Annotated in this window: 15 protein-coding genes and 2 tRNA genes; 9 read left to right on the plus strand and 8 right to left on the minus strand. The window is 73.9% G+C overall.

Going from position 1 to position 20,601, the window contains the following annotated elements; genetic code table 11:
- Positions 1-174: 174 nt before the first annotated feature.
- Positions 175-903, minus strand: coding sequence for a FadR/GntR family transcriptional regulator (locus tag PGB27_RS26605; protein WP_274203469.1), 729 nt, complete (start codon positions 901-903; stop codon positions 175-177).
- 224 nt (positions 904-1,127) lie between these two features.
- Here PGB27_RS26605 and glnT point away from each other — a divergent pair, with 224 nt between their 5' ends.
- From glnT to PGB27_RS26630, 5 genes are read left to right on the plus strand one after another with little or no spacing between them, the layout of a single operon-like run.
- Entirely contained in the window at positions 1,128-2,480 is a 1,353-nt protein-coding gene (gene glnT, locus PGB27_RS26610; RefSeq protein WP_274203470.1) for a type III glutamate--ammonia ligase, read from the plus strand.
- Positions 2,481-2,511: 31 nt separating this feature from the next.
- On the plus strand, positions 2,512-3,798 hold the full coding sequence (locus PGB27_RS26615; protein WP_274203471.1) for an FAD-dependent oxidoreductase: 1,287 nt from the start codon (positions 2,512-2,514) through the stop codon (positions 3,796-3,798).
- 49 nt (positions 3,799-3,847) lie between these two features.
- Entirely contained in the window at positions 3,848-4,144 is a 297-nt protein-coding gene (locus PGB27_RS26620; RefSeq protein WP_274203529.1) for a sarcosine oxidase subunit delta, read from the plus strand.
- Positions 4,141-6,987, plus strand: coding sequence for a 2Fe-2S iron-sulfur cluster-binding protein (locus PGB27_RS26625; protein ID WP_274203472.1), 2,847 nt, complete (start codon positions 4,141-4,143; stop codon positions 6,985-6,987). The genes PGB27_RS26620 and PGB27_RS26625 overlap by 4 nt, the downstream gene beginning before the upstream one ends.
- Positions 6,980-7,687 (plus strand): aminomethyltransferase family protein, encoded by a 708-nt coding sequence (locus PGB27_RS26630; RefSeq protein ID WP_274203473.1) that lies wholly within the window; start codon positions 6,980-6,982, stop codon positions 7,685-7,687. Before PGB27_RS26625 ends, PGB27_RS26630 begins: the two co-directional genes overlap by 8 nt.
- On the opposite strand, the gene PGB27_RS26635 is transcribed toward PGB27_RS26630, so the two are convergent.
- Positions 7,650-7,985, minus strand: coding sequence for a GNAT family N-acetyltransferase (locus PGB27_RS26635; protein WP_274203474.1), 336 nt, complete (start codon positions 7,983-7,985; stop codon positions 7,650-7,652). The genes PGB27_RS26630 and PGB27_RS26635 overlap by 38 nt on opposite strands.
- Before the next feature lie 44 nt (positions 7,986-8,029).
- Here PGB27_RS26635 and PGB27_RS26640 point away from each other — a divergent pair, with 44 nt between their 5' ends.
- Both PGB27_RS26640 and PGB27_RS26645 read left to right on the plus strand, forming a co-directional pair.
- Positions 8,030-9,934 carry a S9 family peptidase gene (locus tag PGB27_RS26640; RefSeq protein WP_274203475.1) on the plus strand — a complete coding sequence of 635 codons (1,905 nt, stop codon included), beginning with the start codon at positions 8,030-8,032 and terminating at the stop codon, positions 9,932-9,934.
- 43 nt (positions 9,935-9,977) lie between these two features.
- Positions 9,978-10,925, plus strand: a complete 948-nt coding sequence (locus tag PGB27_RS26645; RefSeq protein WP_274203476.1) for an EamA family transporter — start codon at positions 9,978-9,980, stop codon at positions 10,923-10,925.
- On the opposite strand, the gene PGB27_RS26650 is transcribed toward PGB27_RS26645, so the two are convergent.
- The 3 genes from PGB27_RS26650 to PGB27_RS26660 form a co-directional block, all read right to left on the minus strand.
- Positions 10,922-11,716, minus strand: a complete 795-nt coding sequence (locus tag PGB27_RS26650) for an alpha/beta hydrolase (protein WP_274203477.1) — start codon at positions 11,714-11,716, stop codon at positions 10,922-10,924. The two genes, PGB27_RS26645 and PGB27_RS26650, sit on opposite strands and share 4 nt — an antisense overlap.
- 62 nt (positions 11,717-11,778) lie before the next feature.
- Positions 11,779-11,851, minus strand: a tRNA-Glu gene (locus PGB27_RS26655).
- A gap of 48 nt (positions 11,852-11,899) precedes the next feature.
- Positions 11,900-11,971 (minus strand) — tRNA-Gln (locus PGB27_RS26660).
- Between the two features lie 176 nt (positions 11,972-12,147).
- Between PGB27_RS26660 and ileS the strand changes: the two genes are divergently transcribed.
- Positions 12,148-15,348, plus strand: a complete 3,201-nt coding sequence (ileS, locus tag PGB27_RS26665) for an isoleucine--tRNA ligase (protein ID WP_274203478.1) — start codon at positions 12,148-12,150, stop codon at positions 15,346-15,348.
- A gap of 13 nt (positions 15,349-15,361) precedes the next feature.
- On the opposite strand, the gene PGB27_RS26670 is transcribed toward ileS, so the two are convergent.
- Together PGB27_RS26670 and PGB27_RS26675 are read right to left on the minus strand one after the other, a co-directional pair.
- Positions 15,362-16,651, minus strand: coding sequence for an MFS transporter (locus PGB27_RS26670; protein WP_274203479.1), 1,290 nt, complete (start codon positions 16,649-16,651; stop codon positions 15,362-15,364).
- Positions 16,652-16,698: 47 nt separating this feature from the next.
- Complete coding sequence (locus PGB27_RS26675) at positions 16,699-17,853, minus strand: CaiB/BaiF CoA transferase family protein (RefSeq protein WP_274203480.1); 1,155 nt, start codon at positions 17,851-17,853, stop codon at positions 16,699-16,701.
- Positions 17,854-18,182: 329 nt separating this feature from the next.
- Between PGB27_RS26675 and PGB27_RS26680 the strand changes: the two genes are divergently transcribed.
- Positions 18,183-18,923 (plus strand): AIM24 family protein, encoded by a 741-nt coding sequence (locus PGB27_RS26680; protein ID WP_274203481.1) that lies wholly within the window; start codon positions 18,183-18,185, stop codon positions 18,921-18,923.
- Between the two features lie 3 nt (positions 18,924-18,926).
- On the opposite strand, the gene lysS is transcribed toward PGB27_RS26680, so the two are convergent.
- Positions 18,927-20,585: a lysine--tRNA ligase gene (gene lysS / locus PGB27_RS26685; RefSeq protein WP_274203482.1), complete on the minus strand. Its 1,659-nt coding sequence runs from the start codon at positions 20,583-20,585 to the stop codon at positions 18,927-18,929.
- Positions 20,586-20,601 lie beyond the last annotated feature (16 nt).

Consider the following 20,601-nt stretch of genomic DNA (forward strand, 5'->3'; position numbering starts at 1 on the left):
GGCGGGGGCGGCACCGTCACCACGGACGGTCCACGCGAGCGTCACGACGTCGTGCGGTCGCTGGAAGACGGGCCTTGCATTGGTCCGGTGGACGGACCATGGACGGGGCAACGATAGGAGACCCACGCCACACCGTGTCAAGACCGCGTCAGATCCGCACGGAGCGGACAGCCCTCAGACCCGGGACCAGGCCACGTCGTCCGCGCCGTCCTCGGCGCCGAACACGATGATCCTCAGTTGCCGCCGCGCCCCCTCCAGGTGCGCGCGCATCGCCGCCGACGCGGCCGCGGCGTCTCCGGCCGCGACCGCCTCGTAGATCGCCTGGTGGTCGCGCAGCGTCTCCTCGACCGGCTCGCGGAACGGGAGGAGGTCGCGGGGGCTGAACAGCTCGCCGCGGGCCGTCTCGACCGCCTCCTCGAGCCGCTCGTTGCCGGCGGCCCGCGCGAGGGCGACGTGGAAGCGGGAGTCGGCCTGGCGGAACGCGGTGCGCCCGATGACGTCGTGCAGCGCGAGCACCGCCTCGCGGACCGGGGCCAGCCCGGCCGCGGTGTGACGGCGCGCGGCCAGCGCCGCCGTCTCGGTCTCCAGGGCGATCCGGAAGTCGATGATGTCGTCCATCTCGCCGGCCTGGGCCCGCATCCGCGCCCGCCAGGCCTCGGCCGGGCGGTGCAGCTCGGTGACGTACGTGCCACCGGTGGAGCCGCGCCGGACCTCGACGTAGCCGTCCTCGCGGAGCTGGCGGATCGCCTCCCGCAGGCTGATCCGCGCGACGCCCAGCTGCTCGGCGAGCTCCCGCTCGGCGGGCAGGCGCTCGCCCGGGCTGACGTCGCCGCGGTGGATGCGCATGCGCAGGTGGTCCGCCACCGCCTGGGCCAGCGTGGTGGAGGAGACCTGCCGGGCCATGGTCGGAGGCTACCCCGCGCGTCACGGTGCGTGTCCGGACGAAACGGCGTCGACGGTGCTCCGCGACCCGTGACGGGTGTGGCGGGGTTGACACCCTTCGGCGCGGGCGTGAATGGTTCTAAGTCCACACCTTGATCCGGCGGGAGCACGTCGACGCGACCGCCGCGGACGGGACACCGAGGGACCGACACGGTCGTCGGCCGTCACGACTCCGGGGAGGCGGCATGGGCGACGCGCGCAACGAGCTGCGGGAACGCGCCGAGGCGGACGGCATCGAGTTCTTCCTGGCGATGTTCGTGGACCTGCACGGCAAGCCCTGCGCGAAGGCGGTCCCGTCCTCGTCCTTCGACCTGCTCATGGACGGTGGCGCGGGGTTCGCGGGCTTCGCCGCCGGCGACCTCGGGCAGTCGCCCGCCGACCCCGACGTGCTCGCGGTCCCGGACCCGGCGTCGTACACGAAGCTGCCGTGGAAGCCCGGCGTCGCGGTGCTGCACTGCGACCCGCACGTCGACGGGCGGCCCTGGCCCTACGCGCCGCGGGTGATCCTGCGCCGACAGCTCGACGAGCTCGCCGAGAAGCGCGGGTGGGTGTTCAACACCGGCACCGAGCTCGAGTACAGCCTGCTGCGCCGCCGCGCGGACGGGGGCCTCGAGCCCGCCGACCCGCACGACACCGCGGACAAGCCCTGCTACGAGGTCAAGGGCCTGACGCGCATGTGGGACCACCTCTCGACGGTGTCGCGTCACCTCAACACCCTGGAGTGGGGCAACTACGCGAACGACCACGAGGACGGCAACGGCCAGTTCGAGAACAACTGGCACTACGCCGACGCCCTCACCACGGCCGACCGCGCCATCTTCTTCCGCTACATGATCCACATGCTGGCGTACGACGCCGGCATGGTCGCGACGTTCATGCCCAAGCCGCTGAGCCACCTCACCGGCAACGGCATGCACATCCACCAGAGCCTCTGGACGCAGGACGGGCAGGCCCTGTTCGCGGACGACACCGACCCGCTCGGCATGTCCCGCACCGGCTACCACTACCTCGGTGGGCTGATCGAGCACGGCCGGGCGTCGGCCGGGATCATCTGCCCGACCGTCAACTCCTACAAGCGCATCGGCGTCGGCGCCCCGACCTCGGGCTCGACGTGGGCGCCGGCCTACGTCGCCTACGGCGGCAACAACCGCTCGGTGATGCTGCGGGTGCCCGAGGGCGGGCGCGTGGAGCACCGCGGGGTCGACGGGTCGGCCAACCCCTACCTGGCCGCCACCGTGCTGCTCGCCGCCGGCCTCGACGGCATCGACCGGGAGATCGACCCCGGCGCGTGCACCGACGACAACCTCTTCACCCTCGGCGCCGACGAGGTCCGCGCCCGCGGCATCAAGCACCTGCCCCGCACCCTGGACCGCGCGGTGGAGGAGCTCGTCGGCGACGACGTCCTGCGCGCGGCGCTGGGCAAGACCTCGGGCGGCGACTTCGTCGACTACTTCGCCGCGGTCAAGCAGCAGGAGTTCGACGAGTACCACGCCTCGGTGTCCGACTGGGAAGTGCGGCGCTACCTGACCCAGGCGTGAGACGCACCGAACCGTCGAGGAGGACGCCCCGGTGACCAGCACGAACGGCAACGGGCACCGACCCGGGCGCCTGCGTGGCTACTCGGCGTGGAGCCTGTTGCGCCACGGGCTCGCCCGCGAGGAGTGGCCGCGGGCCTGGCACGAGCGGGAGCTGCGCCCGAGCTACGACGCGGTGATCATCGGCGGTGGGGTGCACGGCCTGGCGACGGCCTACTACCTGGCCCGCGACCACGGCATGCGCGACGTCGCGGTGCTCGACCGGGCGTACATCGGCTCGGGCGGGTCGGGCCGCAACACCGCGATCCTGCGCTCGAACTACCTCACCCCCGAGGGCGTGCGGTTCTACGACCGGTCGGTGAAGCTCTACGAGCACCTCGCCGCGGACCTGAACTTCAACGTCATGTTCTCCCAGCGCGGGCACCTCACCCTCGCGCACAACGACGCCTCGCTGCGCACGATGCACTGGCGCACCGAGGTCAACAAGCTCCAGGGCGTGGACTCCGAGGTCATCGGGCCGGACCGCATCAAGGAGCTCGTCCCCTACCTCGACACGAGCGAGGACACCCGCTACCCGATCCTCGGGGCGCTCTACCACCCGCCGGGCGGGATCGTGCGCCACGACGCCGTGGTCTGGGGCTACGCCCGCGGCGCGGACGCGCACGGGGTGCACATCCACCAGCAGACCGAGGTCACCGGCATCGACGTCGAGCGCGGCCGGGTCACCGGGGTGCAGACCACCCGCGGCCGGATCGCGACCCCGGTGGTGCTCAACGCCACCGCCGGCTGGGCCAGCCTGATCTCCGACATGGCCGGGGTGGCCATGCCCGTGCAGACCTCGCCGCTGCAGGCCGCGGTCACCGAACCGGTGCGCCCGTTCCTCGACACCGTCGTCGTCTCGGGCACCCTGCACGTCTACGTCAGCCAGACCGACCGCGGCGAGCTCGTCTTCGGCGCCTCGGTGGACCCGTTCGCGTCGTACTCGATGCGCGGGTCGCTGGAGTTCAGCGAGGGGATCGCCGGCCACGTCCTCGAGCTCATGCCCGCGCTGCACCGGATGCGGCTGCTGCGCCAGTGGGCCGGGCTCTGCGACATGACCCCGGACTACTCGCCGATCATGGGTCCGACGCCGGTCGAGGGCTTCTACGTCGACGTCGGCTGGGGCACCTACGGCTTCAAGGCCGGCCCCGTGTCCGGCGAGGCGATGGCCGCGTGCCTCGCCCACGGCAAACCACCCGAGATCATCGCCGCCTTCGGCCTCGACCGCTTCGGCGACGGGCGGCTCGTCGGCGAGAAGGGAGCGGCCGCCGTGGGCCACTGAGCGCCCCGGCGTGCCCGTCCCTGCCCCGACCCTTCCCGAGGTGACCGCCATGATGCTGCTCCCCTGCCCCTGGTGCGGGCCCCGCAACGCGACGGAGTTCCGGTTCGTCGGCGAGGCCGGACCGCGGCCGGACCCCGCGACCGTGACGCCCGAGCAGTGGCGCCACTACCTCTACGTCCACGCCAACCGGTGCGGCTGGTCGACGGAGACCTGGTACCACCGCGCCGGCTGTCGCCGGTACCTGTCGGTCGAGCGGCACACGCTCACCCACGAGATCCGCACGGTGCGGGACACGGCGACGGGGACGACGAGCGCGAGCACCGCGACCCCGGAGGCCGCCCGATGAGCCTGCTCCCCACGCCCCGGCGCCCCCGGGCCGCCCGACCCACCGACCGCGCCGACGCGGAGCGCCTGCCGCCGCGCGCGGGCGAGGTCATCGACCGCCGCCGCACGGTGGGCTTCCGCTGGAACGGCACCCCGTACACCGGCCACCCCGGCGACACGATCGTCTCGGCGCTCGCCGCGGCCGGGGAGCGCGTGTTCTCGCGCAGCTACAAGTACCACCGCCCGCGCGGCCTGCTGACCGCGAACTACCTCGACCCCGGCTGCATGGTCCAGGTCGGCGACGAGCCCAACGTCCGCGGCGCCCACCGGCTCCTCACCGACGGCATGGACGTGCGCTCGCAGAACACCTGGCCGTCGCTGAGGTTCGACGTCCGCGCCGTCAACGGGCTCGCGAGCCGCTTCCTCGCCACCGGCTTCTACTACAAGACCTTCATCAAGCCCGAGGTGCTCTGGCCGGCCTACGAGAAGGTGCTGCGCACGTTCGTCCACGCCGGCGAGGTGCCGCCGGACAGCGCCCCCGGGCACTACGACAAGCGCTACGCCCACCCCGACGTCGTCGTCGCCGGCGGCGGACCGGCCGGCATGGCGGCCGCCGTCGCCGCCGCCCGGGCCGGCGCCACGGTGATGCTCGTCGAGGAGGAGCACCAGCTCGGCGGGCACCTGCGCTGGGGCGGCCCGGCCGAGCTCGCGCGCCTGGCGGAGCTGCGCGCGCTGGTCGCCGCCGAGCCCGCGATCGAGGTGCTCACCGACGCCGTCGTCGGCGCCCGCTTCGACGACAACTGGATCCCCGTCGTCGCGCGCGGGATCCCCGGGATCGACGAGCGCCTGATCAAGGCCCGCGCGGGCGCGCTGGTGGTCGCGCCGGGGCTGGTGGAACGGCCCTACGTCTTCGCCGGCAACGACCTGCCCGGCGTCGTGCTGTCCACCGCGGTCCGGCGCCTGGTGAACCTCCACGCCGTGCGGCCCGGCCGCCGGGCGGTCGTGCTCACCGCCAACCCCGAGGGCGACGCCGCCGTCGCCGACCTCGAGTCCGCCGGCGTCGAGGTGGCCGAGGTCGTCGACGCCCGCCGCGGCGAGGGCGTCCGCGCCGCGCACGGGCGCTCCGGGCTGCGGGTCGTCGAGCTCGGCGACGGGCGCCGCGTGGAGGCCGACCTGCTCGTCACCGCCGTCGGCTGGACCGCGCCGACGTCGCTGCTCAACCAGTCCGGGGACCGCCCGGTCTACGAGCCGCGGGCGGCGCGCTTCCTCCCCGACCCGACGCGGATGCCGGAGAACGTGCTGGCCGCCGGCGGGATCGCCGGCGACGGGGACGTCGACGCGCTGGTCGAGCACGCGGACGCCGTGGGCCGGGAGGCGGCGCGGCGGGCCGGCCGCAGCGCGGGGGCGGCCGTCACGGTCCCCGCGCTGCCCGTCGCGGACCACCCCGAGCTGTTCAGCGCCGGTACCGGCGGGTTCGTCGACTTCTCCGAGGACGTCTCGGCCAAGGACATCACCACCGCCGCGGCCGAGGGCTACGACTCCGTCGAGCTGGTCAAGCGCTACACGACGGCGACGATGGGCCCGGCTCAGGGCAAGCTCGAGACGGTCAACACCGTCGCCGTCCTCGCCGCGGCGACCGGGCGCACGATCGCCGAGACCGGCACGACCACGTGGCGCCCGATGTGGGCACCGGTGACCCTGGGCGCGCTGGCCGGGCGCAGCCACGAGCCGGTGCGGTACTCGCCGATGCAGCCCTGGCACGAGCGCCACGGCGCGGTGCCGCTCATCGCCGGGCAGTGGATCCGCCCCGAGCACTACGGCGACCCGGCCGGCGAGGTCACCGCGGTCCGCACCGGCGTCGGGATCATCGACGTCACGCCGATCGGGAAGCTCGACCTGCGCGGACCGGACGTCGCGAAGCTGCTCAACCTGCTCTACGTCAACAAGTGGTCGAAGCTCGGCGTCGGCAGGGTGCGCTACGGGGTCATGTGCGCCGAGGACGGCGTCGTCATGGACGACGGCGTCACCGGCCGGCTCGGCGAGGACCACTACCTCATGTCCACGACCTCGTCGGGGGCGGCGACGGTGTGGGAGTGGGTCGAGAACTGGCTGCAGACCGCCCACCCCGAGTGGCGGGTGCACGTCACGCCGGTGACCACGGCCTACGCCAGCATCAACATCGCCGGTCCGCGCTCGCGGGAGCTGCTGGGCCGCCTCACCGACGTCGACCTCGACCCCGAGCGGTTCGGCTACATGCAGGTCCGCACCGGGCGCGTCGCCGGCGTCGACGACTGCGTGCTGTGGCGCATCGGGTTCACCGGGGAGCTGTCCTACGAGGTCCACGTGCCCGCCGGCTACGGCCTGCACGTCTGGGAACGGCTCATGGCCACCGGCGCCGACCTCGGCGTGCGGCCGTTCGGGGTGGAGGCCCAGCGCATCCTGCGCCTGGAGAAGGGCCACGCCATCGTCGGGCAGGACACCGACGGGCTGACCCAGGGCTTCAGCGCCGGGCTCGACGGGCTGATCAAGCTCGACAAGGACGACTTCGTCGGGCTGCCGGAGCTGCGCTGGCAGCGCGAGCGCGACACCGCCCCGCGCCTGGTCGGGCTGCGCCCGCTCGACGCGACGGTCGTCCCGCCCGAGGCCAGCCAGATCCTCGACCGCGCCGGGGGCATCGCCGGGCGGGTGACCTCGAGCCGGATGTCCCCCACCCTCGGCCGCTCGATCGGGCTGGCCCAGCTCGACCGCGAGCTCGCCGAGGTCGGCACCCGCGTCACCGTCCGGCTGCCCGACGGCCGCGACGTCGCCGCCGAGGTCACCGACCCCGTCCACGTCGACCCCGAGGGGGCGAAGCTCCGTGGCTGAATCCCCGGCTGACGCCGTTGCTGCGCAGACCGCCGTCGCGCGCAGCCCGATCGCGGCCGCCGTGCCGACCGTCCGGGACGGCTGGGAGGTCGACGCGACGGTCGCCGTCGGGCCGCTCACGCTCTCGGACGAGACGCCGCTGGCCAAGGTCGCCGTGCGCGCTCCCTTCGACGGCGCGGCGCGCGCCGCCCTCGGCGTGCGGTACGGCCGCACGGGGCGGGTCGACATCGGCGGCGACAGGGTGCTGATCGCTGGCGCCGGTCCGGGCGAGTGGCTGGCGCTCGGCGCCCCCGGCACGGGCTCGGCGCTCGTGGCGTCGCTCGAGGAGCTGCTCGCCGGCACCGGCGAGTTCACCTCGGTCCTCGACCTCACCCACGGCCGCGCCCTCGTCCGCCTCGAGGGCGCGGCCGCCCCGAGCGTCCTCGCCGGCGTCTGCGCGATCGACTTCTCCGACACCGTCACCCCCGACGGCACCGCGCTGCGGACGTCGGTCGCGGCGGTGGTCACCGACGTGGTCCGCGACGACCGCGGCACGCAGCGCAGCGGAGCTGCCGCGACGGGCGCTGTGGGCGTGCCCTCCTTCCTGCTCCACTGCGAGCGGTCGTCGGGGCAGTACCTCGCCGACGCGCTGCTCGAGGCGGGCGCCGGGGCGGGGCTCGAGGTCACGGGGTTCCGCGGGCTCGAGCCGTCGCGTGGCTGAGCTCCCGCACCATCCGCGACTCCGTGCTCTCCGGGTGGTTCGGCACCGGCTGGCGCTCGCCGCTCGGGACGAAGCCCAGGCGCGCGTAGCACCGGCGGGCGCGCTCGTTGCCGTCCACGACCCACAGCGCGAGCCGGTGGGCCCCCTGGCCCGCGGCCCACGCCACCACGGCGCCGACCAGCGCGTCCGCCACGCCCTGCCCGCGCCGGGCGGGGTCGACCCACATGGCCACGAGGTGGCGCCGGGCGGGATCGCCGGGCTCGGGCACGGCTCCACCCTGCCCGGTGACGGCGGGCACGCGGGCTTGAGTGTGCCGCGACGGCACGGGTTCGACTGGTCGCCATGAGCACACCGACGCAGTCCCGCCCGCGCATCGTCGACGTCGAGGAGTTCTTCGCCGACCCCGAGTTCGCCCACGCGACGGTGTCGCCCGACGGCACGCGGCTCGCCTACCTCGCGCCGCGCCACGGGCACCTGCAGGTCTGGGTCCGCGGGATCGACGAGGAGCACGCCGACGCCGTGTGCGTCACCCACGACGCGCGCCGCGGCATCACCGACTACCACTGGACCGACGACCCGCGCTGGCTGCTGTACCTGCAGGACACCGACGGCAACGAGGACTGGCACCTCCACCGCGTCGACCTGACGGCGCCCGACCGGCCCGCCGTCGACCTGACGCCGCTGCCGGCCGGGTCCCGCGTCGCGGGCGTCGAGGTCCTGGCGGCCTTCCCCGGGCAGGTGCTCGTCACGATGAACCGGCGGCCGATGGTCTTCGACGTCTTCCGCGTCGAGGTCGCCACGGGCGAGACCACCCTGCACGTGGAGCAGCCGTCGCCGCGCCGCACCTACCTACCCGACCGGGAGGGCCGCCCGGCGTTCCTGTCCGAGCTCACCGACGACGGCGACTGGGAGTTCTCCGCCGTCGACGGCCCCGGGCGGACCCGCCTCCTGCTCCGCGTCGGCGGCCCGGAGCACCCGTTGGGCGTGTACCCGCAGCTCGTGACCCCGGACGGCACGGGCCTGCTGCTCGGCCTCTACCAGGACGGCGACGACCTGCGGCTCGTGCGCGTCGACCGGGACACCGGCACGCAGACCGTCGTCGGGGCCGTCGACGGGCAGAGCCTCGACACGATGGGCATGCACTCGCCCCTGCTGCCGCCCGTCGTCGTCGAGAGCGCGCGCACCCACGAGGTGATCGCCGCGCGCTTCGTCGGCGACCGGCCACGCGTCGAGGTGCTCGACCCGGCGTACGCGGAGGTGTTCGCCGCGCTCGAGCAGCTCTCCGACGGGGTGCTGCACTCCGTGTCGTCGGACGACGCGGAGCGCTGGTGGATCGCGAGCTTCGTCCACGACCGCGCGCCCGGGATGACCTGGCTGCACGACCGGGTCACCGGCGAGAGCCGGCTGCTCTTCCGGTCGTTCACGCACATCGCCCCCGAGGAGCTGGCCGCCGTGACCCCGGTCCGGTTCCCGGCCCGCGACGGGCTGCCGCTGCACGGGTTCCTGACGCTGCCGGTCGGGGTGCCGCACGAGGACCTGCCGCTGGTGCTCATCGTCCACGGCGGGCCGTGGGCGCACGACACGTGGCGCTACGACCCGGAGGCCCAGTTCCTGGCCAACCGCGGCTACGCCGTCCTGCACGTCAACTTCCGCGGCTCCACGGGCTACGGCCGCCGGCACCTCACCGCCGCGGTCGGCGAGCTCGCCGGCGCCATGCACGACGACCTGATCGACGCCGCCCGCTGGGCCGTCACCGAGGGCTTCGCCGACCCCGACCGCATCGCGATCTACGGCGGCTCGTACGGGGGCTACGCCGCACTGGTCGGGGTCACGGTCACCCCCGACTTCTTCGCCGCGGCCGTCGACTACGTCGGCATCTCCGACCTCGCGAACTTCATGCGCACGCTGCCCGCGTTCGCCCGCCCCAACCTGGTCAACAACTGGTACCGCTACGTCGGCGACCCGGCGGACCCCGAGCAGGAGGCCGACATGCTGTCCCGCTCCCCCATCACGATGGTCGACCGGATCCGTACCCCGCTGCTCGTCGCGCAGGGCGCCAACGACGCCCGCGTGGTGCAGGCCGAGTCGGACAACATCGTGTCGTCGCTGCGGGCCCGCGGCGTGCCGGTGGAGTACCTGGTCGCCGACGACGAGGGCCACGGGTTCGCGAACCCGGAGAACCGGTTCCGGCTCTACCGCGCGATGGAGGCGCACTTCGCCGAGCACCTCGGCGGACGGGCCGGCTGAGCCGCTTGTCCGGCACGCCCGCGGCCTGTTCTGATCACCGCTCGTGGGGCACCCCAGCGCCGGCGCCGACCATCCCCGGGCCCGCACCGCGTCGGGCCTCGCGATCGCGCTGCTCTCGGGGTTCTCCTTCGGGCTGGCCGGGCCGTTCGCCGCGTCGCTGATCGCGGTCGGGTGGTCGCCGCCGGCGGTGGCGCTGGCCAGGCTGGCGGGCGCGGCGGTCCTCCTCGCCGTGCCGCTGGCGCTCCTCCTGGCCCGCGGGTGGCGCCCGCGCGCCGGGCACGGGCGCGCCGTGGTGGTCTACGGGCTCGTCCCGCTCGCGGGCGCGCAGGTCTGCTACTTCAGCGCCGTCGGGCACCTGTCGGTCGGCGTCGCCCTGCTCATCGAGTACACCGCGCCGGTCCTCCTGCTCGCCTGGACGTGGGCGCGCACCGCCGTCCGGCCCCGGCCCCTGACGCTGGCGGGTGCCGCGCTGGCCGTCGCGGGCCTGGTGCTCGTCCTCGACGTCGCGCGCGGGGCGGAGGTCGACGTCGTCGGCGTCCTGTGGGGCCTGGGCGCGGCGGTGTGCCTCGCGGCGTACTTCCGGCTCTCGGCCGCCGCCGGCGGGGCCGAGGGCCCGCCCGCCCTGGTGCTCACCGCGGGCGGGGCCGTCGTGGGCAGCGTGGTCGTCGCGCTGCTCGGGCTCGTCGGCCTGCTGCCGCTGACCGCGACGACCGCACCCATCGACCTCGGCGGCCGGGGTGCCCCGTGGTGGGTCGGCGTCCTGCTCGTCGCGGCCCTGTCCACCGCGCTGGCGTACCTCACCGGCATCGCCGCGGTCGGGCGGCTCGGCTCGCGGCTCGCGTCGTTCGTGGGGCTGAGCGAGGTCCTCTTCGCCGTGCTCGGCGCCTGGTGGCTGGTGTCCCAGGAGCCGACGGCGACGCAGGTCGCGGGCGGGGTGCTCGTCGTCGGGGCGGTCGCGCTGATCCGCTGGGCGGAGCCGCCCGGTCCCTAGGTCGGCGCGAGCCCGGTGAGCACCCCCACCAGCCGCGCGGGGTGCAGCTGGATCCCCACGTGCGAGGTGGGCACGTCCACCACGGCGAACGGCACCGCGAGCACCGCGTCGGCCTCGCGGACGAACCGGTCCTGCAGCGCCGGCGACATCGCGCGGTCCTCGGAGAGCCGCACGTAGGTGTGCGGCAGCAGGCCCCAGGCGCCCGGGTCGACACGCACGGCGTCCTCGTCGATCGCGAGGGCCTCGCGGACGTCCATCGCCGCGAGCAGCGCGAGCAGCTCGGCGCGGGTGCCGTCGGCGAGCAGCGCGTCCTGGAGCGCGTCGAGGGCCGTCGGGTCCTGGGTGTGCAGGTCGACCCGCAGCTCGCCGACCTCGGCCGGGTCGGCGGTCATGAGGCTCGGTGCGATCCGGTCGAGGGCCGACGGCCCGGTGTCGGCGAGGTAGGTCGACGGGCCGGCGGCGACGCAGCACCACGCGGAGACGTAGACGACGTGGTCGAGCAGCTCGGGCACGGCGTTCGCGACCGCGGTGACCGTCATCCCCCCGCGGCTGTGGCCCACGAGCACCACCGGGCCGTGCTCGCGCGCCGCGCGGACGACCTCGACGACCGCGGCGACGTCGTCGGCGGTGGAGATCCCGGCCATACCGGTCGGTCGCGCGTCGAGCCCGTGGCCGGGCAGGTCGACGGCGACGGCCCGGTGGCCCCGCAGCGCGAGCGCGCGGGCGACCGGCCCCCAGTGCGAGGCGTTGGCGAACGCGCCGTGGACGAGGACGTAGGTGGTCGGTGACATCCCACGCTCCCCACGGACGACGAACGCGGCGCACCGAGGACGGTGCACCGCGTTCGTGGACGTAGCCCCGAGGGGATTCGAACCCCCGCTACCGCCTTGAGAGGGCGGCGTCCTAGGCCGCTAGACGACGGGGCCCTAGGAGAACGGCGACGACTCTAGATCACGGTCCGCCACCGCTCGCAGCTGGGGTACCAGGACTCGAACCTAGAACAACTGAACCAGAATCAGCCGTGTTGCCAATTACACCATACCCCATGGCGATCACCGAGCGTGACGCATCGCCCTGCCCGCTGACGTCGACCAGTCTAGGACATGGCCGCACGGCGGTTCGACACCCCCCGGGACGGGCCCCGACCCGCAGGTCAGGACCGCGGTGTCCCGCCCGGTAGCCTGGCTGAGTTGGGCTACCGCACGACCAGGAAGATCGAGACGTGAGCTCTCAGCCGTCCACCGGTACCGCGGGTCAGCCCGCGTTCGCACCCCTGCCCGCGAGCGTGGACCTGCCCGCGATCGAGCGCGAGGTCCTGGCCCGCTGGGCCGACCGTGACGTGTTCCGTCGCACCCTCGAGCGCACCGCCGGCGGCGAGCCGTGGATCTTCTACGAGGGCCCGCCCACCGCGAACGGCCAGCCCGGCACCCACCACGTCGAGGCCCGCGCGTTCAAGGACCTCTTCCCCCGGTTCAAGACCATGCGCGGCTACCACGTGCCGCGCCGCGCGGGGTGGGACTGCCACGGCCTGCCGGTCGAGCTCGCCGTCGAGAAGGAGCTCGGCTTCACCGGCAAGGGCGACATCGAGCAGTACGGCATCGCCGAGTTCAACGCCGCGTGCCGCGAGTCGGCGCTGCGCAACGTCTCGGCCTTCGCTGCGATGACCGAGCGCATGGGCTACTGGGTCGACCTCGACGAGGCCTACCTGACGATGGCCCCGCGCTACGTCGAGAGCGTCTGGTGGTCGCTCAAGAAGATCTTCGACGACGGGCTGCTCGTCGAGGACCACCGCGTGACGCCGTACTGCCCGCGCGACGAGACGCCGCTCTCGGACCACGAGGTCGCGCTCGGCTACGAGGACGACGTCGACCCCTCGGTCTACGTCCGCTTCCCGCTGACCGACGGGCCCTGGGTCGGGGCGGCCCTGCTGGTGTGGACGACGACGCCGTGGACCCTGCCGTCGAACACCGCCGTGGCCGTCGCGCGCGACATCACCTACGTCCGCGCGACCACGGCCGACGGTGACGACCTCGTCGTCGCCGAGGACCTCCTGCGGGTGCTGGGTGAGGACGCGCAGGTCACCGACCGCCTCGCCGGCGCGGACCTGCTCGGAAGCCACTACCGCCGCCCGCTCGAGATCATCGACCCCGAGCGCTTCGGAGACGCCCACCGCGTCGTGCACGGCGACCACGTCACCACCGACGCCGGCACCGGCCTGGTGCACATGGCGCCCGCCTTCGGCGCCGAGGACCACCTCGTGGCCAAGGCCGAGGGCCTCGAGATGGTCAACCCGATCGGGCCGGACGGGCACTTCGACGCCGACGTCCCGCTCGTCGGCGGGATGTTCTTCAAGAGCGCCGACCCGACGCTGGTCGAGGAGCTGCGGGCGCGCGGCGTGCTGTGGCGCTCGGAGTCGTACGAGCACTCCTATCCGCACTGCTGGCGCTGCCACACCCCCCTGATCTACTACGCGCTCCCGTCGTGGTTCATCCGCACCACCGCGATCCGCGACCGCCTGGTCGAGGAGAACGAGCGGACGAACTGGTATCCGCCGCACATCAAGCACGGCCGCTACGGCGGGTGGCTCGAGAACAACGTCGACTGGGCGCTCTCGCGCAACCGCTACTGGGGCACGCCGCTGCCGATCTGGCGCAACGACGCCGACCCGTCGGAGATGGTGTGCGTCGGTTCGCTGGCCGAGCTCTCGCAGTGGGTGGGCGAGGACCTCGCCGAGCTCGACCCGCACCGCCCCTACGTCGACGACGTCACCTTCCCGGCGCCCAGCGGCACCGGCACGATGCGCCGCGTCAGCGACGTCATCGACGTCTGGTACGACTCGGGCGCGATGCCGTTCGCCCAGTGGGGCGCGCCGCACCACCACGAGGCCGACTTCGCGCAGGCCTACCCCGCGCAGTACATCTGCGAGGCGATCGACCAGACCCGCGGCTGGTTCTACTCGCTGATGGCCGTGGGCACGCTGGTGTTCGACCGGTCGTCCTACGAGAACGTCGTGTGCCTCGGCCTGCTGCTCGACGAGCAGGGCCGCAAGATGTCGAAGCACCTGGGCAACGTGCTCGACCCGTTCGAGCTCTTCGAGTCCCACGGCGCCGACGCGGTGCGGTGGCTGATGCTGGCGCAGGGCTCGCCGTGGGTCGACCGGCGCGTCGGGCACGAGGCGCTGCGCGAGATCGTCCGCAAGGTCCTGCTGACCTACTGGAACACCGCGTCGTTCCTCGTCACGTACGCGAACGCGTCGGGGTGGCGGCCGTCGGGCACGGAGCGCAGCGGAGCTGGACCATCGACCGGGGAGCCGGTGCGCAGCGACCACCCGATGGACCGCTGGGTGCTCGGCGAGCTGGCGACCTGCGTCCGCGAGGTCACCCGCGCGCTCGACGACTTCGACTCCTCGAGCGCCGGCCGCGCGATCTCGTCGTTCGTCGACGGCCTGTCGAACTGGTACGTCCGGCGCTCGCGTCGGCGCTTCTGGAACGGCGACACCGCGGCGCTGGCGACGCTGCACCACTGCGTCGAGACGCTCTCGCGGCTCATGGCGCCGTTCATCCCGTTCACCACCGACCACCTGTGGACGCGGCTGCAGGGCGACGTCGTCGAGGGCGCGCCCGACTCGGTGCACCTCGCCGACTGGCCGGTCGTCGACGAGACGGCGATCGACCCGGTGCTCGCCGAGCGCATGACGCTCGTGCAGCGCATCGTCGAGCTCGGCCGGTCGACCCGCGCCGCCAGCGGGGTGCGCACGCGCCAGCCGCTGTCGCGCGCGGTGGTGGCCGCCCCCGGGTTCGCCGACCTGGGCTCCGACGACGAGGGCAGGGGCCTGCTCGCCGAGATCGCCGAGGAGCTCAACGTCGGGCGCGTCGAGGCGGCGGGGTCAGACCTCGTCGAGGTCACCGTGAAGCCGAACTTCCGGGCGCTGGGCAAGCGCTTCGGGAAGCAGACGCCGGCCGTGGCCGAGGCCGTCAAGGCGTCGACGACCGCGCCGGTCGACGGGACGCTCACGGTGGTCGTCGACGGCGCCGAGGTCGCGCTCTCGGGCGACGAGATCGTCGTCGAGGAGAGCCCGCGCGAGGGCTGGGCGGTGCGGAGCGAGGGCGGGCTCTCGGTCGGTCTGGACACCGAGCTCACCGACGAGCTGCGCGCCGCGGGCCTCGCGCGCGACGTCGTGCGCGTCGTGCAGGAGGCGCGCAAGACCCGGGGGCTCGAGGTCTCCGACCGCATCGCGCTGACCTGGGCCGCCGAGCGCGCCGACGTCGCCGACGCCGTGCGCACCCACGCCGGCACCATCGCCGAGGAGGTCCTCGCGGTCGAGATGACCGAGGGGGCCGTGAACGGGGACGCCGCCGCGCGTTCCGACGATCTCGCGCTGGCCGTCGCGATCGCCCCCGCCGCCGGCGCCGCGGGGGCGTGACGCGCGCGAGGGGTCAGCCGGCCGGCACCTCGTGCGTCGCCGCCGACCGGGCCGACCCCTCGCGCAGCCCGAACACCGCGACGAGGCTGAGCAGCGACAGCGCGGTGACGTACAGCGCGATCGGCGTCGACGACCCCGTCGCGCCGAACAGGGCCGTGGCGACCAGCGGCGTCACCGCCCCGCCGACCATGCCGCCGACCTGGTACGCGATGGAGATCCCGCTGTAGCGCACGCGCACCGGGAAGATCTCGGCGAACAGGCCGCCCTGGGCGCCGGCCATGATGCCCTGGACGATCGCCGCGACCGCGAACGCGAGCCCGGCGAGGGCCGCCGACCCCGTGTTGACCAGCGCGAACATCGGCAACGGCCAGACGACGGCGGTCAGGGCACCGACGACGAACACCCGGCGCGAGCCGAACCGGTCGGAGAGCACGGCCGCGACGACGATCGTCGCCACCCACACGACCGTCGACAGCATGATCAGCGTCAGCAGCGTCGTGCGCTCGTAGTCCAGCGCCGTCGTGCCGTAGCTCAGCATGTAGACGATCACCGTGTAGCCGACGGCCGGCGGCGCGATCGAGGCGAGGCTCGCGAGCGCCAGCACCTTCGGGTGGCGCCGGAGGAGGTCGGCGACCGGGACCGTGCTCGTCTCCCGGCGCTGCTTGACCTGCTCGAACTCCGGCGCGTCCTGCAGCCGGCTGCGCACGACGAAGCCGACGACCACGAGCACGACCGACAGCAGGAAGGGGATGCGCCAGCCCCACGACCGGAACGACTCGTCGGGCAGGCCGGCGACGGCGAGGAAGGCGAGGTTCGAGGTGAGCACACCGATCGGCACGCCGAACTGGGCGAAGCTGCCGTAGACCGCGCGCCGGCGGCTCGACGCGTGCTCGGTGGCGATGAGCACGGCGCCGCCCCACTCCCCGCCGACCCCGAAGCCCTGCAGGAGGCGCAGCAGCACGAGCAGCAGCGGGGCCGCGATGCCGATCGCCGCGTACGTCGGGAGCACGCCGATGAGCGCGGTCGCCCCGCCGGTGAGCAGCAGCGTCAGCACGAGCATGGCCTTGCGGCCGATGCGGTCGCCGAAGTGCCCGATCACCGCGGCGCCGAGCGGGCGCGCGACGAACCCGACCGCGAAGGTCCCGAACGCCGCGAGCGTGCCCGCCACGGAGGAGAACTGCGGGAAGAAGAGGCTCCCGAACACCAGCGCCGCGGCGGTGCCGAAGATGTAGTAGTCGTACCACTCGATCGACGTGCCGACGAAGCTCGCCGCGAAGATGCTCCTGCGCGAGGGACCGGCCATGGTCAGGCAGGGAAGCGCACCGGGGCACGCGCGGGCAACAGCGCGGCTCAGGTCTCCCGGAACTCGGAAAGGACCGCCTCGGTGTGCTCGCCGACGTCGGGGACCGCACCCATGCGCAGCTCGCGGCCGGCGAGCCCGATCGGCGGCACCAGCGCCGGGACCGCACCCGCCGGCGAGCCGACCGTGCGCCAGCGGTCGCGGGCGGCGTGCTGCGGGTGGGCGAGGACGCCGTCGTCGCCGACGAGGTCGCGCCGGCGGGCGTGCGCGATGCCGGCGCTCGCGAGGCGCCCGACGACCTCCTCGCCGTCGAGCGCGCCCAGCACGGCGTCGATGGCCGCGTGGAGCTCGTCGCGGTGCTCGAGGCGCGCGGAGCCGGTGGCGAAGCGGTCGTCGGTCGCGAGGGCCTCGTCGCCGAGGACCTCGGCGCAGAAGCGGTCCCACTCCCGCTCGTTCTGGATCGCGAGCACGACCTCGGTGCCGTCGCCGGCGACGAACGTGCCGTAGGGCGCGATGGCGGGGTGGGAGGTGCCGGCGCGCCGGGGCGCGTGGCCGGCGCCCGCAGCGTAGGTCAGCGGGAAGCCCATCCACTCGCTCAGCGCGTCGAAGAGGCTGACCTCGATCGCCGTCCCCTCCCCCGTGCGCTCCCGCTCGTAGAGGGCGGCGAGGATGCCGGAGAACGCGTACATGCCGGCCCCGATGTCGGCGGCCGGGATGCCCGCCTTGGCCGGGTGCTCGGGCGTGCCGGTCATGGTCACCAGGCCCGTCTCGGCCTGGATGAGCAGGTCGTAGGCCTTGGCGTCGCGATAGGGACCCGACGAGCCGTAGCCCGAGATGCTGCAGTGCACGAGACGCGGGTGCTCCCGGCGCAGCTCCTCGGCGCCGAGCCCCAGGCGCTCCGCGGCGCCGGGCGCGAAGTTCTGCACGAACACGTCGGCACGGGCGAGGATCCGGCGCAGGGCGGCGAGCGCGTCGGGGTCCTTGAGGTCGAGCGTGACGCTCTCCTTGCCCCGGTTGAGCCAGACGAAGTGGCTGGACAGGCCGTGCACGACGGTGTCGTAGTCGCGGGCGAAGTCGCCGCGTCCCGGCCGTTCGACCTTGACGACGCGGGCGCCGAGGTCGGCGAGGTGGCGCGTCGCGAGCGGCGCGGCGACCGCCTGCTCGCAGGCCACCACCAGGACGCCGTCCAGCGGGAGAGAGGTCACGCGATGATCGTGCCCCGCGGGGCGCACCCTCGCTCGGTCCTGCTCGTCGTGACCCACGTCGTCTCGTTGCGCCGAACCGGTGGGCCCGGTCGTCCGAGTCATGCGCGTCCGGTCGACCTCCTGCGGGGGTGCGTTCGACCGCGAGACCGGTCCCACGTCGGCGACGTCGGCGACGTCGGCGACGTCGGCGACGTCGTCGTCGCGTCGCCCCGCTGAGCCGGCCCGGGAACTCCGTTCCTCCGGCGGTCGTTGACGGTCCGTGTTCGCCGAGGGGATGATCTCGGCGCGTTCCCGGCTGATCGAGCACCGAGCGTCACGAGGAGACCCCGATGCGCAGCAACCTGTTCGCCCCGGAGAACCAGGAGCAGGAGTCCGCCCAGCCGGGCCTGCGCCTGCAGAACTCGAAGATGCTCAAGATCGAGCTCAACGGTGAGTGCCTCGCCCGGCAGGGCTCGATGGTCGCGTTCCAAGGGCAGGTGCGGTTCGAGGCCAAGGGCTCCGGCGGCATCGGCCGGTTCCTCAAGCAGCAGCTCACCGGCGAGGGCGTGCCGCTGATGAAGGTCAGCGGGCGGGGCGACGTCTTCCTCGCCGACGCGGCGGCCGACGTGCACCTCATCGACCTCGAGGGCCCGCAGGACGCCCTGTCGATCAACGGCGCGAACGTGCTCGCCTTCGAGCCGACGCTGTCCTACGACATCCAGATGGTCCAGGGCGCGGCGTCGATGTCGGGCGCGGGCATGTTCAACTGCGTGTTCAGCGGGCAGGGCCGCCTGGCGATCACGTGCAAGGGCGCCCCCGTCGTGCTCAACGTCGACCAGCCCACCTACGCCGACCCGCAGGCCGCCGTCGCGTGGTCGGCGGGACTGCAGGTCGGCGTGCACCGCGCCGACCAGCTCGGCCTCGGCACCCTGCTCGGCCGCACCACGGGCGAGGCCTACACCATGGGCTTCCAGGGCCGCGGCTTCGTCATCGTCCAGCCCAGCGAGGAGCCGCCGGCCGGCGCGCTCGGCGGCCACGGCAGCGGCCAGCAGTCGGGCAGCGGCGGGGTGCTGGGCGGGCTGTTCAGCTAGCGGTCAGACCGCCAGCAGGTGGCGGACGCGCTCGGGGCCGGCGGCGAGGAGCAGCGTCGGGAGGCGCGGGCCGGTGTCGGCGCCGACCAGCAGCCGGTAGACGACCACGAAGAACCGGCGCTGGGCGGCCTTGAGCTCGTCGGTCGGCTTCACGTCCAGCGGCAGCCCGGCCTGCTTCTTCGGCACGCCGTAGACCAGCGTCGTCAGGCCGTCGAGCGACCAGTCGTCGGTGAGGTGGTCGCGCAACATGGCGACGGCCTCGCGGTCCTGGTCGTCGAGCGAGGCGAGCAGCTCGGTGTCCGGCTCCTCGCGCAGGCGCGTGTGGGCGTCGTCGGGCATGTAGCCCTCCACCCAGTGCGCGGCGCGGTCGAGGCGAGGGCGCGCGCCGTCGACGGTCGCGCCGAGCCCGGCGAGGATGCGCTCGAGCTGGGTCGCGTCGCCCGCCGTCACGTCGATCACCGAGGCCAGCGTCCGGTACGCGACGGGCTCCGCGGTGCGCGGGAGCTCGCGCTCGGCGGTGCTCACGGCCCGCACGTGGCCCGTCGTCTCGATGCCGCCCGCGGTGCCCGCGGCGACCTTGCGCTCGAGCGCGTCCCACTCGTCGTACAGGCGGTGGATCTCCTGGTCGAACGCGACCTTGATCGCCTGGTTGGGCCGGCGGCGGGCGAACAGCCAGCGCAGCACCGGCACCTCGAGGATCTCCAGGGCGTCGCCGGGCGTGGGCACCGAGCCCCGCGAGCTGGACATCTTGGCCTGCCCGGTGATCCCGACGAAGGCGTACATCGGGCCGATCGGCTGCTCGCCGCCGAAGACCTCGTCCACGATCAGTCCGCCGACCTGGTACGACGAGCCGGGCGAGGAGTGGTCGACGCCCGACGGCTCGAAGTGCACGCCCTCGTAGGCCCAGCGCATGGGCCAGTCGACCTTCCACACGAGCTTGCCGCGGGTGAACTCGCGCAGCGCCACCGTCTCGGAGAACCCGCACGCGCAGGTGTAGGTCATCGCGGTGGTGTCGTCGTCGTACGCGGTGATCGTCGTGTCGTCGCGGCCGCAGCCCCCGCAGTAGGGCTTGAACGGGTAGTACCCACGACCCGACGCGCCGTCCTCGTCGTCGTTCTCGGGCGCCTGGTTCTCCGGGCTGTCCTTCTTCTTCGTCCGGAACCGGCCGAGGATGGCGTCGATCCGGGCGCGCTCGCGCATGGCCAGCAGCACCTGATCGCGGTACGCGCCCGAGGTGTACTGCTCGGTCTGGCTGATGCCGCGGTACGGGACGCCGAGGTCGGCGAGCGCCGCGATCATCGGGGCCTTGAAGTGCTCGGCCCAGTTCGCGAACGGGCTGCCCATCGGCGCCGGGACCTCCGAGAGCGGCTTGCCGATGTGCTCTTCCCAGGACGGGTCGATGCCGGCGGGCACGCGGCGGAAACGGTCGTAGTCGTCCCACGAGATGAGGTGCTCGCAGTCGTGACCGCGGCGGCGGATCTCGTCGGCGACGAGGTGCGGGGTCATGACCTCGCGCAGGTTGCCCAGGTGGATCGGCCCGGACGGGCTCAGGCCCGACGCGCACACGATGGGTTGTCCCGGGCTGCGTCGCGCGGCGGCCTCGATCACCTCGTCGGCCATCCGCGACACCCAGTCCGGCTCCGGCCCCGACTCCTGCGCCACCTGCGCGTTCCCCTTC

Origin of the sequence: Actinomycetospora lemnae (genome assembly GCF_028737315.1) — a bacterium.
Lineage (GTDB): Bacteria > Actinomycetota > Actinomycetes > Mycobacteriales > Pseudonocardiaceae > Actinomycetospora > Actinomycetospora lemnae.